The organism is Streptomyces rectiverticillatus (genome assembly GCF_013394065.1).
GTDB lineage: Bacteria > Actinomycetota > Actinomycetes > Streptomycetales > Streptomycetaceae > Streptomyces > Streptomyces rectiverticillatus.
Map to the genome: position 1 here is coordinate 1,631,516 of NZ_CP040752.1, position 15,118 is coordinate 1,646,633.

Genomic DNA, 15,118 nt, shown 5'->3' on the forward strand with positions numbered 1-15,118 from the left:
GGAGGAGCACTCGATGAGCCCGACCGGCAGGACCGACACCCCGGGACTCGACCCGGACCGGCTGCGCGCCCATCTGGAGCGGGAGCGCCCCGGGCTCGTACGGGGGCCGCTGGTGGCCGAGTTGATCGAAGGGGGCCGGTCCAACCTCACCTACTCCGTCACCGACGGGACCGGCCGCTGGGTGGTGCGCCGCCCCCCGCTCGGGCACGTGCTCGCCACCGCCCACGACATGCGGCGCGAGCACCGGGTCATCAGCGCCCTGCGGCCGACCGCGGTCCCGGTGCCCGCGACGGTGCTGCTGTGCGAGGACGAGAGCGTCCTCGGATCGCCCTTCTACGTCATGGAGTTCGTGGAGGGCACGCCCTACCGCACGGCAGCGCAGCTCACCGCGATCGGGCCCGAGCGCACCCGCCGGGTCGTGCTCGGCCTCGCCGACACGCTCGTCAGCCTGCACGCCGTCGACCCGGCGGCGGCAGGGCTCGCGGACTTCGGCCGCCCGGAGGGCTTCCTGGAGCGGCAGTTGCGGCGCTGGGGCAAGCAGCTGGAGGCTTCCCGCAACCGCGAGCTGCCCGGCATCGACGCGCTGCACTCCGCCCTGGCCGGGGCCCTGCCCGTCTCCCCCGCCCCCGCCGTCGTGCACGGCGACTTCCGCCTCGACAACGTCCTCGTGGGCGACGACGACTCGGTACGGGCCGTCCTCGACTGGGAGATGTCCACGCTCGGCGACCCGCTGACCGACCTCGGCCTGCTGGTGATGTACAGCGAGCAGGAGCCCGTCCCCGGCTCCCCCATCAGCACCACGCGCAACGCGCCCGGTCATCCCGACCCCTCCGAGATCGTCGAGCGCTACGCGGCCGGCTCCGGCCGCGACGTCTCCGCCCTGCCCTGGTACACGGCCTTCGCCTACTTCAAGCTCGCCGTGATCCTGGAGGGCATCCACTACCGCTACACCCTCGGGCAGACCGTCGGCGCGGGCTTCGACCGCATCGGGCAGCTCGTCCCGCTCTTCATCGACAACGGCCTCACCACCCTGCGGAAGGGCTGAACCGGCATGGACTTCGCATTCGACGCCCGCACCGAGGAACTGCGCGAGCGGCTGCTCGCGTTCATGGACGAGCACGTCTACCCGGCCGAGGCCGTCGCCGAGGAGCAGCGGGCCGCGCTCGCCGACCCGTGGACGGCGCCGCCGGTCGTCGCGGAGCTCCAGGAGGAGGCGCGGCGGCGGGGGCTGTGGAACCTGTTCTTCACAGACCAGCACAGCCTCCCGGATGACGAGTACGGCGCCGGGCTGACCAACCTCCAGTACGCGCCGCTCGCCGAGATCACCGGCCGCAGCCCGCAGCTGGCCCCCACCGCCCTCAACTGCGCGGCCCCCGACACCGGGAACATGGAGCTGCTCGCCCAGTTCGGCACCGAGGAGCAGCGCAAGCGCTGGCTGGAGCCGCTGCTGGACGCCCGGATCCGGTCGGCGTTCGCCATGACGGAGCCGGAGGTGGCCTCCTCGGACGCCACGAACATCGAGACCCGCATCGTGCGCGACGGCGACGACTACGTCATCGACGGCCGCAAGTGGTACATCTCCGGTGCCATGAACCCCGCTTGCGAGATCTTCATCGTCATGGGGAAGACCGACCCGGACGGGGCCGATCCGCGGCGGCAGCAGTCGATGGTGCTGGTCCCCCGGGACACGCCGGGCCTGCAGGTCCGCCGCGCCATGCGGGTCTACGGCTACGAGGACCACTATCACGGCGGCCACGCCGAGGTCCTCTTCGACGGCGTGCGCGTGCCCGCGGCGAACCTCGTCGGCGAGGAGGGCGGCGGCTTCGCCATCGCCCAGGCACGCCTCGGCCCGGGCCGCATCCACCACTGCATGCGGCTGATCGGGATGGCCGAGCGGGCCATCGAGCTGATGTGCCGGCGCGCGCTGGACCGTACGGCCTTCGGCAAGCCGCTGGCCGCACAGGGCGTCGTCCAGGAGTGGATCGCCGACTCGCGGGTGGCCGTGGAGCAGCTGCGGCTGCTGGTGCTCAAGACCGCGTGGCTGATGGACACCGCCGGCAACCGCGGCGCGCACACCGAGATCCAGGCCATCAAGATCGCCACCCCGCGGACCGTCGCCGCCATCATCGACCAGGCGGTCCAGCTGCACGGGGCGGGCGGCGTGAGCCAGGACTTCCCGCTGGCGGAGCTGTGGGCCGCGGCGCGGACGCTGCGCCTGGCCGACGGGCCGGACGAGGTGCATCAGCGGTCACTGGCGCGGCGGGAGTTGCGGCGGTACCGCTAGCGCGTACGGCATCCCGGCGTACCGGCCGCACAGGCGGGCAGACATAGTCCGTACGTGCAGTGGAGCGGGGGGATGCCGCATGGCCACCAGGTGGAACGGACCGAGGGGCGCCGTGCGGCTGGGAGGGCTGCCGCTCGCGGCGGCCGCCCTCACCGCCACCGTCGCGCTCTACATGGCCCTCGTGGCCTTCGGGAACATCACCGACTTCGGTACGAACCGGGAGTTCGTCCGCCACGTCCTGGCGATGGACACGACCTTCAAGGACGACGACCTGATGTGGCGGGCGGTGACGGACCGCACCCTGCAGGACATCGCCTACGTCGCGATCATCATCTGGGAGACGCTGGCCGCCGTCGTGCTCGTGGCCGGAACGGTCCTGTGGGCACGCGGCCTCACCGGGCGGGGCGCCGGCTACCGGCGTGCGCGGCGGGTGAGCACGCTGGGGCTGGTGATGGTCCTGCTGCTCTTCGGGGCGGGCTTCATCGGCATCGGCGGCGAGTGGTTCGCCATGTGGCAGTCCCAGAAGTGGAACGGCCTGGAGGCCGCCGGGCGGAACCTCCTGCCGGCCGGGTTCGTGCTCGTGCTGATCCACCTGCCGTCGCCGCAGTGGAGCTCCCCCGGAGGCTGACGGCCGTCCGCCCCCGGGGGGGGAAGCGCAGCCCGCCTACGCCTCCTCGGAGAACACCACCAGCGACCGCCCGCCGCGCCCCGCGAGCATCGCCTCGAAGGCGCCGGCGATGCCGTCGAGGCCGATCCGGGCCGTCACCAGGGCGGAGAGGTCGAAGCGCCCGGCGCGCACGTGACCGGCGATGACGGGCAGGTCCTTCGCCGGGTCGCTGTTGCCGTAGACGCAGCCCGAGAGCGTCCGCCCGAAGTAGAACAGCTCCAGCGCGGAGAACGTCACCTGCTGGTCCATGCCGCCGATGCCGACGACGGTGGTGCGGCCGCCCTTGCGCGTCGACGACCAGGCCGTACGGATCGCATCGGCCCGTCCGGCGCACTCGATGGCGACGTCCGCGCCCTGCCCGCCGGTGAGCCCCCGGACGGCCTTGGCCGTGTCCGCGCTCGCGACGACGAACTCGGTGGCACCGGCGGCCCTGGCCAGCTCCTCCTTCTCCGGGGAGACGTCCACGGCGACGATCGTGCCCGCTCCCGCGATCCGCGCGGACTGCAGGGTCGCCAGGCCGACCCCGCCCACGCCGTACACCGCGACCGACTCTCCCTGCCGCACCCGCGCGGAGTGGTGCACCGCGCCGTAGCCGGTGAGCACCGCGCACCCCAGCAGGGCCGCCTCCACAGGCGGGATCCCCGCAGGGAGCGGAATGGCCGCGTCCGCCCGGACGACGGTCTCCTCGGCGAAGACGGCCGTGCCCAGGCCCGGGTAGAGCGCGCTGCCGTCGGCGGCGAGGCTCGCGTACGGCAGCGTGGCGGCGGCCGCGGAGCCCGCGCACAGCCAGGGCTCGCCGAGCCCGCAGAAGTGGCAGCCGCCGCAGGAGGGCGCCCAGTTGAGGACGACCAGGTCGCCCGGCGCCACATGGGTCACCCCCTCGCCGACCGCCGTGACGCGGCCCGCGCCCTCGTGGCCGAGGACGGCGGGCACGGGCTGGCGCAGCGTCCCGTTGGAGAGCGAGAGGTCGGAGTGGCAGACCCCGGCCGCGGCGAGGCGGATCCGCACCTGGCCGGGGCCGGGCGCGGGCAGGTCGATCTCGGCTATCTGCAGCGGTGCACCCACGGCGGGCAGTACGGCGGCGCGGACCATGTCATTCCTCTTTCTGCAGCGGGACCCGGTCAGAACTGGAGCGACTTCGTCTGCAGGTACTCCCCCAGGCCGTGGACGCCCAGCTCGCGGCCGACGCCCGACTCCTTGTAGCCGCCGAAGGGCGCGAGGATGTTGAACCGGCCGCCGTTGACCTCCACCTGCCCGGCCTCCAGACGCCGCGCGAAGGCGGCGGCCCGCTCCTCGTCGGCGGCCCAGACCGCGGCGGCGAGCCCGTAGACGGTGCCGTTGGCGATCCGGACGGCCTCCTCCTCGTCCTCGTACTTCAGGAAGGAGAGCACCGGGCCGAAGATCTCCTCCCGGGCGATGGTCATCTCCGGGGTGACGTCGGCGAAGACCGTCGGGGCGACGTAGTAGCCCTTGTCCCGGCCCTCCGGGACGGCCGGGCCGCCCGCCACGAGGCGCGCGCCCTCCTCGATGCCCCGGTCGATGTAGCCGCGCACGCGCGCGTGCTGCTTGGCATTGACGACGGGGCCGACCCGGACCTCGGGGTCCGTGGGGTCGCCCGGCACGAACTCCGCGACCGCCGCCGCCGCGAGGGCGACGGCCTCCTCGTACTGGTCGGCGTGGACGAGCGTACGGGTGAGGGCGTTGCAGGACTGGCCGGTGTTGCGGCACACGTCGGCGACGTTGGCCGCGACGGCCTTGGCGAGATCCGCCCCGGGCAGGATGACGTTCGCCGACTTGCCGCCCAGTTCGAGGGCCACGCGCTTGACGGCCGCACCGGCGATCGCACCGATCTGCTTGCCCACGGCCGTCGAACCGGTGAAGGAGACGAGGTCGACGCCGGGGTGCTCGGCGAGCGCCTGGCCGGCGACCGGGCCGAGCCCGGTGACGAGGTTGAAGACGCCCGCGGGGATCCCGGCCGCATGGACGCACTCGGCGAAGAGCCGGGCGGTCAGCGGGGTGTCCTCGGCGGGCTTGAGGACGACGGTGCAGCCCGCGGCCAGCGCCGGGGCGACCTTGGCCACGACCTGGTGGAGGGGGTAGTTCCAGGGCGTGATGGCGCCGACGACGCCCACCGGCTCGTGCAGCACCGTCGAGGTGCCGATCCGCTCCTCGAAGGGGTGACTCGCGGCCAGCTCGGCGTAGGAGCCGGCGACGGCGATCGGCAGCCCGGTGTGGACCCGCGTGGCGAAGCCCGTGGGCGCACCGAGCTCGGCCGTGACGGTGGCGGCGATCTCCTCCTGGCGGGCGGCGAGGGCGTCGCGCAGGGCGGCCAGGTACTCGCCGCGGCGCGCGGGCGGGGTGGCCGCCCAGCCGGGCAGCGCCGCGCGGGCCGCGCGGACGGCCGCGTCGACGTCCTCGGCGTCTCCGGCCGGGACGGTGGCGATGACCTGCTCGTCGGCCGGGTTCACGACCTCGATCGTGCCGCTCCCCGCGGCGGGCCGCCAGCTTCCGTCGATGTACATGCCGTCGTGCGCGTTCACTGGTCGTCTCCTCGCGGAAGCGGAATCAAGGTCCCCACAGCCCACGTCCCCCGCAGCTGGTGGTCCCAAGCTAACGCCGGGGACGCGAGACGTACCAGGGGGCGCGGTGGCCGCAGGTGTGGCCGTCGTCTCAATGCCGGGGGCCGCCCGTCACGTAAGGTCTGAGCTGTGCCGCAGATTTCGAACAAGGTCCAGGAACTCACCGTCGGTCAGCTGTCCGCGCGCAGCGGCGCGGCGGTCTCCGCCCTGCACTTCTACGAGACCAAGGGCCTGATCAGCAGCCGCCGCACGTCCGGCAACCAGCGCCGCTACGACCGTGACGCCCTGCGCCGCGTCGCCTTCATCCGGGCCGCGCAACGCGTCGGCATCCCGCTCGCCACGATCCGGGAGGCGCTCTCCGAACTGCCCGACGAGCGCACCCCGAACCGGGAGGACTGGGCACGGCTGTCCGAGACCTGGCGCGGCGAGCTGGAGCAGCGCATCACGCAGCTGGCCAGGCTGCGCGACCACTTGGACGACTGCATCGGCTGCGGCTGCCTGTCGCTGGAGAACTGCGCGCTGTCCAACCCGGACGACCTCAACGGCCTGCGGGGCGCGGGCTCCCGCCTGCTGGTCGAACACTGAGTCCGCGCCGGCGGGCACGCCCCGCCCCGCTCTGCGTCACCACACGGCGGGCCGCCGCCCGGCCCACGGGCGGGCCTCCTCCAGCTGCGCGGAGAGCGAGATGAGCGTGGCCTCGTCGCCGTAGCGGCCGCCGAGCATGACCCCGACGGGCAGGCCCTCGGGCGTCCAGTGCAGCGGCACGCTCACGGCGGGCTGCCCGGTCGCGTTGTACAGCGGGGTGAAGGGGCTGTAGCCGGCGACGGCTGCGAACTCCCCGGCCGGGTCGTCGTCGTTGCGCAGGGCGCCCACGGGCATCGGGAGCTGGGCGAGGGTGGGCGACAGGAGCACGTCGTAGCCCGTGCCGGGCGCCTGGAGGGCGTCGGCGACGAGCCGGCCGACCCCCTGCAGCCGGTACAGGGCGGCGGCGAACTCCGTCCCGGTGACGCGGGCGCCGCGCTCGCGCAGGTGCCGGGTGAGGGGCAGCAAGTGCTCCGCCCCGCCCGGGGGTACGGGCGCGAGCGTCGACAGCACCTCCCACACGGCGATGAAGGCGCGGCCGAGGGCCTCGTCGGCCGGGAGCGTCAGCTCCTCCACCTCGTGGCCCAGTTCCCGCAGCAGTCCCGCCGTCTCCTCCGTGGCCCGCAGGCACTCAGGGTGCAGCTCGACACCCGGGACCGGCGCCTCGGTTATATGGGCGATGCGCAGCCGCCCCGGGGCGCGCCGGGCGTGGCCGGTGAAGGTCTCGCCGGGCGGGAGCGCGGGTGCGGCGTAGGGGTCGCCGGGCATCGGCCCCGCGAGCACGTCGAGGAGCGCGGCCGCGTCCGCGACCGTACGGGCCAGGGGCCCGGAGGTGACCAGGCCCGTCACGTCGTACAGGGCCGGTCCGGAACTCACCCGCCCGCGACTGGGTTTGATGCCGAACAGACCGCATACGGACGCCGGGACGCGGATCGAGCCGCCCCCGTCGCTCGCGTGCGCCAGGGGCGCGAGTCCCGCGGCGACCGCGGCCGCCGCCCCGCCGCTCGACCCGCCTGCCGACCGGGCAAGGTCCCACGGGCTGCGGGCGGGCGGCGCCACGGCGTTCTCGGTGTGGGCCGGCAGGCCGAACTCGGGGGTGTTGGTCTTGCCCAGCAGGATCGTTCCCGCATCCCGCAGCTTGGTCACCACGTGGTCGTCCACGGTCGCGACGTGCCCGGCCAGCGCCGCCGAACCCATCGTCCAGCGCACCCCGGCGACCTGGCTGAGGTCCTTGACCGGCACGGGCACACCGTGCAGCGGCGGCAGCGCGCGGCCTTCGCGCCGGGCGGCCGAGGCCGTGCTCTCGGCGTCGGCCGCTTGCTTGCGCGCGACATCGGGGGTGACGGTGATGAAGGCCCCGACGGTGGCGTCGAGCCGGCCGATGCGCTCCAGGTAGTGCTCGGTCAGCTCGACGGGCGACACGCGCCCCGTCCGCACCGCCTCCCCCTGCTCCAACGCGGTCAGATCGTGCAACTGCGCCATGCCGTCCGCCTTCTCCTCGAACCGGTGAGCCCTGTGCTGCATCCTCGCTGCATCCTCGCACCACCGGCCGACGGCGGACACCCTGTTCCCGGCCTCCTCGGCTGTCCCTGCGGTTTCGCCGTCCGCTCGTGCAGACCTGCTTCCGTCCTGTTTCCGTCCTGCTTCTGGCCTGCTTCTGGCCTGCTTCCGTCCTGCTTCCCGGGCGCCCGCCTCATACCGCCGCGTACCGGTCCTCCAGCAGCCGGCGGCGCGCCGCGGCCAGCGCCCCCGCGGTGAGGACGGGTGCCGGCACCACGATGCCGCAGTCCGCGCAGACGGGGCCCTGCGCGGGGCAGCGGTCCAGGTCGGGACGCCATTCGAGGCGGTCCTGCGAGCAGACCGGGCAGGCGTCCCCGGGCTCGGCCTCCATCGCGGCGATCACCCGGCGCAGCACGTCGGACAGGCGCGCGGCCGGGTAGGCGGTGGGGCTGACGCAGGGCACGATGTCGCAGCCGCCCCAGGTGTGGCGGTGCCAGGCGTCGACGCCGGCGGGCTGCCGGATGCCGTCGTGCTTCTCGCGCTTGCGGCGGTCGGCGAACCCCGCCTCGTAGGCGAGCCAGACCGCGCGGGCCTCCTCCAGCTCCGTCAGCGCCACGACCAGCCGGGCCGGGTCGGGGGCCCGGTCGGCGGGATCGATACCGGCGAGGTCGCACAGGTGGTGCCAGGTCGCCCGGTGACCGTACGGGGCGAAGCGCTCAAGGCACTTGCGCAGGGAGGTCCGCCGCAAGGCGATGGTGTTCCGTGGATTGCGCACCTCTCGTGCGAGTGCTCTGAAACCTGCCACTGCATCCCACCTCCGACAGCGCGGACTCGGATCGACATGGAAGGGACGTAACTCATCGCCATTCGGATCCATCGGCCGCGGTGCACGGCCGACTCCGCTCTGCTACCCCGAAGTCGCGCGGGGATGTGGAAACGCGCGAAGGTGGCGGATCCTCACTCTCCGCTCACCTTTCGTTCACGGATGGGGAACGTCGTTCACGGACGCGGGGCATCGTTCACGGGGACAGGAGCCGGCCCGCCAGCAGGATGACGCGGGCCAGCTCCTCGTGGCAGATGTCGCTGTGCGCGCCCGACGGGGGGCCGCCGCGCGCGACGACGGAGGACGCGTCCACGCTCACACAGCCCCCCGCAGGCAGCCCGCCGCGCAGTGCCTCGTCCAGGCCGAGCCGCGCGCAGGGGTCGACGGCCTGGATGCCGTCGTGGCCGACCGCGCCCCACCGGCTGTCGTCGGACCCGAGCACGCTGTCGTCCTGGCGGGAGACGCGGGACGCGAGCGGGTAGAGGACGCCCAGGGCCGAGTCGTGGCGCGAGTGGCAGGCGACCAGCGGGCCGCGGACCCGCCGGTACAGCCCGTCGAGCGCCCCGCCGTTGCCGGTGTCGAACGGCAGGCGCGAGGAGAAGGCGTAGTGGGAGAAGGCCCCCTGGAGCAGGGTCACGCCGGCCAGGCAGCTGCCGTCGTCGGGCAGTCCGCGCAGCGCGAACGACACCAGGCGCGCGCCGAAGCTGTGCCCCGCCAGGTGGACGCGCAGGGCGGGGGCGGAGGCGGCCAGCCGGGCGAGCGCGGGCCCGAGGCCCTTCTCGCCGACCGTGCCCGCGCGCTTCTTCATCGTGTAGTACGACATCTGCCGCAGCACTTCGAGGGCGCCGCCCCACAGCCGCTTCAGGCCGCCGCCGAGGAAGGCGGGCGGCAGGGCGCCCAGGTGCCCCAGCGCGGAGGCGAACGCCTCGCACACCTCCTGGGTGTCACCGGTGAGCAGGTAGGGCTCGGCGTCCCCGTCCTCCGGCTCTCCCGGCTCCCCCGTGGCCGCCGCCGCTCCTTGCGGCGGGGCGGGGGCGAGGCCGCGCACGAGGGAGACGAACTCCTCCAGGCGTGCGGGGTCGTCGGACTGCTCGGCCGCCAGCTCCGCGAGCCGGTCCACCGCGGCCGGATCGCACGGCAGGGTCCTGACCAGCGCCTCGCGGGTGGCGTCGTCGAGTACGGGCGGGGCGGGCACGTCGTCAGGGCTGCGGGCCGCCGCCGCTGACGGGAAGTCGGGGATGGCCTCCCCCGGGAAGCGCATGGACGGCCAGATCACGCCGGCGTAGCCGACGCGGACGCCGGGCGCGCCGGCGAGCAGGCCCGGGAAGGGTTCGAAGAAGCGGGAGTAGAAGCGCGTGGCCATCGGCCTGTCGTTGTTCCAGCCGTGCGCGAAGACCACCAGGTCGGTCAGGCCGGCCTCGGCGACTCCGCGTATCAGGGCGTCGTGCTCGCCCGCGTCGACGTCCCCGTCGGCGTCGAACGTGAGCTCCCAGTAAGGATCCACACTCATGCCGGACATGGCATTCCCCCTTGAGCGGTCCTGTGCGGGCGCATCGTCCCGCCGTCAAGGGGGCCTGTCCAGACGCCCGTCACGCCGTTCACGCTTCCGTGTCCCGGCCCCGTGCGCCCCGGGCCCGCACGCGGCGGCTCAGTCGTACAGGAGGTGTTCCTCGCGCGTCGCGCGGAATGCCTCCAGGCCGGGCTGCCACGCCTCCACGATGTCGTCCACCGAGGCCCCCGCGTCGGTCATCGTGCGCACCGCCGCCGTCCCCGCGAGCCGGTCGATCCACAGGTCCGGGCGCCAGGCGAAGCCCGGCCACACGCGCCGGGCGGTCACCAGCAGGGCGACACCGGTGCGCACCGGGTCGTACGCCCACCGGTCGTGCACGTGCAGCTGCACCCCGCCGATGGTGCGGCCCTGGAACTTGGAGAACACGGGTACCGCGTAGGCCTCCCGGAAGAGCACGCCCGGCAGGTCCAGCGCGTTCAGGGCCGCGGCCCAGCGGTGGTCGATGCCCTCGGCGCCGACGAGCTCGAACGGGCGGGTCGTGCCGCGCCCCTCGGAGAGGGTGGTGCCCTCCAGCAGGCAGGTGCCCGCGTAGGCGAGGGCGGTGCCGGGCGTGGGCACGTTGGGGCTCGGCGGGACCCACGGCAGCCCGGTGTCGCCGAAGAAGTGCGTGCGCCGCCAGCCGCTCATCGGCACGGTCTCCAGCCGCGCGGCGCGCCCGGCGGCCCGCGGCACGGCGTCCGCGTTGAACAGCAGGGCGAGCTCGGCCACGGTCATGCCGTGGGCCTGGGCGAGCGGTTCACGTCCCACGCCCGACGCCAGGGAGCGCTCCAGGACCGGGCCGTACGCGCCGCGGCCCGTCACGGGGTTGGGCCGGTCCAGGACGATGATGCGCAGGCCCGCGAGCGCCGCGGCGATCAGGGACTCGTAGAGCGTCCAGACGTACGTGTAGAAGCGTGCGCCCACGTCCTGGACGTCGAAGACGACCGTGTCCACGCCGGTGCGGCCGAACAGCGCCGCGAGCTCCCGGCCGCGCAGGCCGTAGACGTCGTGCACCGGCAGGCCGGTCGCCGGGTCGGTGCCCGTGGTCTCCGAGCCGCCGGCCTGCGCCGTGCCGCGGAAGCCGTGCTCGGGGCCGAACACCGCGCGGAGGTCCACCCGCCGGTCCGCGTGCATGACGTCCACGACGTGGCGGACGTCGGCGGTGACGCCGGTGGGGTTGGTGACGATCCCGGTGCGGGCCCCGGCGAGCAGGGCGTAGCCGCTCTCCGCCAGCCGGCCTGCGCCGGTGCGCACGCGCGGGCCGGCCGCGGCCTGCGCCGGTGCGGCGGCCGGGCCGCCGAGTGCGCCCGCGGCCGCCCCGCCCAGCACCTGGCGCCGCGTCACATGGCGGGTGTGCGGGGGGCGTCCCCCGGAAGAGTGCCGCATGGGCACGGACAGTACGGCGTGACTCCGGCGGAACCGCCTCGCCGGGCCGGGCCGCGCTGCAGTTCAGGCCGGGGGCACGGGGGTCGTCCCCCGGGAGGACGCAGCCGGAGGGCCTGCCTCCGGGCGCGTTCCGGCCTCTTCCCCCGCCACATACCGACTGGTTAGTCTGCGCCGAGCAGCCGAGCCGAGGGAGACCGAGCGTGGGCATCGTGCGGGACGCGGGAGTCGTCGTCACGGGAGCGGGGGGCGGCATCGGCGCCGCGCTCGCCCGCCGGTTCGCGGCCGAGGGCGCGCGGGTGGCGGTCAACGACCTCGACGCCGCCAAGGCGGAGGCGGTCGCGGCGGAGATCGGCGCCACGGCCGTCCCGGGCGACGCCTCCGACGTCGTGCAGGCGGCCCGCGAGGCGCTCGGCGGTCGCGTCGACGTCTACTGCGCCAACGCGGGCGTGGCCCCCGCGGGCGGTCCCGAGGCCGAGGAGGACCTCTGGGAGACCGCCTGGGACGTCAACGTCATGGCCCACGTGCGGGCGGCGCGCAAGCTGCTGCCCGAGTGGCTCGACCGCGGCAGCGGCCGGTTCGTGGCCACGGTCTCCGCGGCCGGGCTGCTCACGATGCTCGGCTCGGCCCCGTACAGCGTCTCCAAGCACGCCGCCCTCGCCTTCGCCGAATGGCTCTCCCTCACCTACCGCCACTGCGGCATCGACGTGCACGCCATCTGCCCGCAGGGCGTGCGGACGGACATGCTGCGCGGTACCGGCCCGGCCGGTGACCTGGTGCTCGTGCCCACGGCGATCGAGCCCGCGCAGGTCGCCGACGCGCTCTTCGAGGGGATGGCCGCGGGCCGCTTCCTGATCCTGCCGCACCCGGAGGTAGCCGACTACTACGCGGCCCGCGCCACCGACCCCGACCGCTGGCTGCGCGGCATGAACCACCTCCAGCGCAAGCTCGAAGAGGATCTGTGAGTAGAGGACCTGTGAGTACGGCGGCGGAGGGCGAGTGCTCCGTGCCGCAGCGGCTGCTCGCGGCCGCCACCCGGCTCTTCGCCGGCCAGGGCTACGACCGCACCTCCGTCCAGGAGATCGTGGAGGCCGCGGGCGTCACCAAGGGCGCTCTCTACCACTACTTCGGCTCGAAGGACGACCTGCTGCACGAGGTGTACGCGCGGGTGCTGCGCCTGCAGCAGGAGCGGCTGGACTGCTTCGCCCGCTCGGACGCGCCCGTGGAGAAGCGGCTGCGGGAGGCGGCCGCCGACGTGGTGGTCACCACCATCGAGAACCTCGACGACACGAAGATCTTCTTCCGGTCCATGCACCACCTGGGCCCCGAGAAGCTCGCGCAGGTGCGGGCGGAGCGGCGCCGCTACCACGAGCGGTTCCGGGCCCTGGTCGAGGAGGGCCAGCGCTCCGGGGTCTTCACCTCGGCCACCCCCGCTGACCTGGTCGTGGACTACCACTTCGGCTCCGTCCACCACCTGGGCGCCTGGTACCACCCGGAGGGCCGGCTGAGCGCCGCCCAGGTCGCCGGCCACCTGGCGGACCTGCTGATGCGGGCGCTGCGGCCCTAGCGGCCGGGACCGCTCCACACCTCCCTAAGCGCTTGCTCACCTCGGGGTATGGTGTTCGTTCCGCGGGCGCAGGGCCCGGGGCGGGCCGGGAGAGCGGGGCGTTGCGATGGGTGCGGAGGGGCAGCAGAGCGGGCAGTGGGCCGATGTCACGCCCGATGCCGCGCGGCGGCTGGTGATCGCCGCCGTCGAGGCCTTCGCCGAGCGCGGCTACCACGCCACGACCACCCGCGACATCGCCGGCCGCGCCGGCATGAGCCCCGCGGCGCTCTACATCCACTACAAGACGAAGGAAGAGCTGCTCTACCGCATCAGCAGCGTCGGCCACCGGCTCGCCCTCGGCATCCTGCGCCGGGCGCGGGACTCGGCCGGCAGCCCCGCCGACCGCCTCTCCGAGGCCGTGCGGTGCTTCGTCCGCTGGCACGCCGAGCACCACACCACCGCCCGGGTCGTGCAGTACGAGCTGGGGGCGCTGAGCGAAGAGCACTACGCCGAGATCGTCTCCCTGCGCCGGGACTCCGACGCCGCGGTGCGCACCATCGTCGAGGACGGGGTGGCCTCGGGCGACTTCGGCACCCCGGACGTGCCGGGGACGACGCTGGCGGTGCTGTCGCTGTGCATCGACGTCGCCAGGTGGTTCAACGCCGAGGGCAAGCGCACGCCGGACGAGGTGGGCGAGCTGTACGCGGACCTGGCGCTGCGCATGGTGGGGTACGCGAAGAAGTAGGGCGCCCGTTCGGCGCCCGTTTCCCGGGCTGATCCATTGACGCGCCCCGCCGGTAATCCTACGGTCTCCCATAGGAATCCATCGGCGCTGGGAGCACGCGATGAGCGGTACGGGCAACGAGCAGGCGCGGAAGGCCGCCGAGGGGCTCGCCTACTCGGCCGGTTTCGGCAACGAGCACAGCAGCGAGGCCGTCCCGGGGGCGCTGCCCGAAGGGCGCAACTCCCCGCAGCGGGCCCCGCTCGGGCTGTACGCGGAGCAGCTGAGCGGCACGGCCTTCACCGAGCCGCGGCACAGCAACCGCCGGTCGTGGCTCTACCGCATCCGGCCCTCCGCCGCGCACCCGCCCTTCACCCGCACCGGCAACGGGCACCTGGCGAGCGCGCCGTTCGCCGACGCCGTGCCCGACCCCAACCGGCTGCGCTGGGACCCGCTGCCCGAGCCGGCCGAGGGCACCGACTTCCTGGCCGGCCTGTGGACCCTGGGCGGCAACGGCGACGTCACCCAGCGCGCCGGCATGGCCGTCCACCTCTACGCCGCGAACGCCTCGATGACGGACCGGGTGTTCAGCGACTCCGACGGCGAGCTGCTCATCGTGCCCGAGCGCGGCGGGCTGCTGCTGCGCACGGAGTTCGGGCTGCTGCGCGCCGAGCCCGGGCACGTGGCCCTGATCCCGCGCGGGGTGCGCTTCCGGGTGGAGCTGCTGGACGCCGGCGCTCGCGGCTACGTCTGCGAGAACTACGGGCAGCCCTTCGTCCTCCCCGACCTGGGGCCGATCGGTGCGAACGGGCTGGCGAACGCCCGCGACTTCCTCGCCCCGGTCGCCGCGTACGAAGACTCCGATGACGCGGGCCCCGTCGAGGTCGTCAACAAGTTCTGCGGCAACCTCTGGACGGCGACGTACGACCACTCGCCGCTGGACGTGGTCGCCTGGCACGGCAACCTCGTCCCGTACGTCTACGACCTGCGCCGCTTCAACGTCCTCGGCTCGATCAGCTACGACCACCCGGACCCGTCGATCTTCACGGTGCTCACCTCCCCGTCGGACACCCCGGGCCTGGCGGGCGTCGACTTCGTCGTCTTCGCGCCGCGCTGGCTGGTGGGCGAGGACACCTTCCGGCCGCCGTACTTCCACCGGAACGTGATGAGCGAGTACATGGGCCTCATCGAGGGCGCCTACGACGCGAAGGCCGCCGGGAAGGGCGGCTTCGTCCCGGGCGGCGGCTCGCTGCACAACATGATGTCGGCGCACGGCCCGGACCGGGACACCTTCGACAAGGCGAGCACGGCCGAGCTGAAGCCGCAGAAGGTGGACGACGGCCTGGCCTTCATGTTCGAGACGCGCTGGCCCGTGACCGCGACGGAGCAGGCCCGTACCGCCGGCCATCTCCAGACACGCTACGACGACGTGTGGCAGGGTCTGGAGCGTCATTTCCGCCAGCCCCGCCCGTGACGCCGTACGA

General features: G+C 74.1%; 14 protein-coding genes. 8 read left to right on the forward strand and 6 right to left on the reverse strand.

Features of this window, described 5'->3' with window-relative positions; all coding sequences use genetic code 11:
• Positions 1-13: 13 nt before the first annotated feature.
• The 3 genes from FGW37_RS06855 to FGW37_RS06865 all read left to right on the forward strand — a co-directional run bounded on the left by FGW37_RS06855 (position 14) and on the right by FGW37_RS06865 (position 2,912).
• A complete protein-coding gene (locus FGW37_RS06855; RefSeq protein ID WP_179080238.1) occupies positions 14-1,045 on the forward strand; it encodes a phosphotransferase family protein in 1,032 nt (343 codons plus the stop codon).
• A gap of 6 nt (positions 1,046-1,051) precedes the next feature.
• Positions 1,052-2,284 carry an acyl-CoA dehydrogenase family protein gene (locus FGW37_RS06860; protein ID WP_179080239.1) on the forward strand — a complete coding sequence of 411 codons (1,233 nt, stop codon included), beginning with the start codon at positions 1,052-1,054 and terminating at the stop codon, positions 2,282-2,284.
• Positions 2,285-2,363: 79 nt separating this feature from the next.
• Entirely contained in the window at positions 2,364-2,912 is a 549-nt protein-coding gene (locus tag FGW37_RS06865; protein WP_179080240.1) for a DUF2165 domain-containing protein, read from the forward strand.
• Between the two features lie 36 nt (positions 2,913-2,948).
• Here the strand turns inward: FGW37_RS06865 and FGW37_RS06870 are convergent, their stop codons facing one another.
• Both FGW37_RS06870 and FGW37_RS06875 read right to left on the reverse strand, forming a co-directional pair.
• Positions 2,949-4,043, reverse strand: a complete 1,095-nt coding sequence (locus FGW37_RS06870) for a zinc-binding dehydrogenase (protein WP_179080241.1) — start codon at positions 4,041-4,043, stop codon at positions 2,949-2,951.
• Between the two features lie 29 nt (positions 4,044-4,072).
• Entirely contained in the window at positions 4,073-5,491 is a 1,419-nt protein-coding gene (locus tag FGW37_RS06875) for an aldehyde dehydrogenase family protein (RefSeq protein WP_179080242.1), read from the reverse strand.
• Between the two features lie 168 nt (positions 5,492-5,659).
• Between FGW37_RS06875 and soxR the strand changes: the two genes are divergently transcribed.
• Positions 5,660-6,115, forward strand: a complete 456-nt coding sequence (gene soxR, locus FGW37_RS06880; RefSeq protein WP_179080243.1) for a redox-sensitive transcriptional activator SoxR — start codon at positions 5,660-5,662, stop codon at positions 6,113-6,115.
• 36 nt (positions 6,116-6,151) lie between these two features.
• Here soxR and FGW37_RS06885 read toward each other — a convergent pair whose 3' ends face one another.
• The 4 genes from FGW37_RS06885 to FGW37_RS06900 form a co-directional block, all read right to left on the reverse strand.
• Positions 6,152-7,594, reverse strand: a complete 1,443-nt coding sequence (locus FGW37_RS06885) for an amidase (RefSeq protein ID WP_179084550.1) — start codon at positions 7,592-7,594, stop codon at positions 6,152-6,154.
• Between the two features lie 211 nt (positions 7,595-7,805).
• Entirely contained in the window at positions 7,806-8,417 is a 612-nt protein-coding gene (locus FGW37_RS06890) for a hypothetical protein (RefSeq protein WP_179080244.1), read from the reverse strand.
• Between the two features lie 214 nt (positions 8,418-8,631).
• Complete coding sequence (locus FGW37_RS06895; protein ID WP_179080245.1) at positions 8,632-9,945, reverse strand: serine-threonine protein kinase; 1,314 nt, start codon at positions 9,943-9,945, stop codon at positions 8,632-8,634.
• Between the two features lie 138 nt (positions 9,946-10,083).
• Complete coding sequence (locus FGW37_RS06900; RefSeq protein WP_179080246.1) at positions 10,084-11,370, reverse strand: exo-beta-N-acetylmuramidase NamZ family protein; 1,287 nt, start codon at positions 11,368-11,370, stop codon at positions 10,084-10,086.
• A 200-nt stretch (positions 11,371-11,570) separates the two neighbouring features.
• Here FGW37_RS06900 and FGW37_RS06905 point away from each other — a divergent pair, with 200 nt between their 5' ends.
• From FGW37_RS06905 to hmgA, 4 genes are all read left to right on the forward strand, one after another.
• Positions 11,571-12,332, forward strand: coding sequence for an SDR family oxidoreductase (locus tag FGW37_RS06905; protein WP_179080247.1), 762 nt, complete (start codon positions 11,571-11,573; stop codon positions 12,330-12,332).
• A gap of 11 nt (positions 12,333-12,343) precedes the next feature.
• The gene (locus tag FGW37_RS06910; RefSeq protein WP_179080248.1) at positions 12,344-12,934 is read left to right on the forward strand and encodes a TetR/AcrR family transcriptional regulator; all 591 of its coding nucleotides are present in this window, start codon (positions 12,344-12,346) and stop codon (positions 12,932-12,934) included.
• A gap of 106 nt (positions 12,935-13,040) precedes the next feature.
• Positions 13,041-13,658: a TetR/AcrR family transcriptional regulator gene (locus tag FGW37_RS06915; RefSeq protein ID WP_179080249.1), complete on the forward strand. Its 618-nt coding sequence runs from the start codon at positions 13,041-13,043 to the stop codon at positions 13,656-13,658.
• A 100-nt stretch (positions 13,659-13,758) separates the two neighbouring features.
• Complete coding sequence (gene hmgA / locus FGW37_RS06920; RefSeq protein ID WP_179080250.1) at positions 13,759-15,108, forward strand: homogentisate 1,2-dioxygenase; 1,350 nt, start codon at positions 13,759-13,761, stop codon at positions 15,106-15,108.
• The last annotated feature ends 10 nt before the right edge of the window (positions 15,109-15,118 follow it).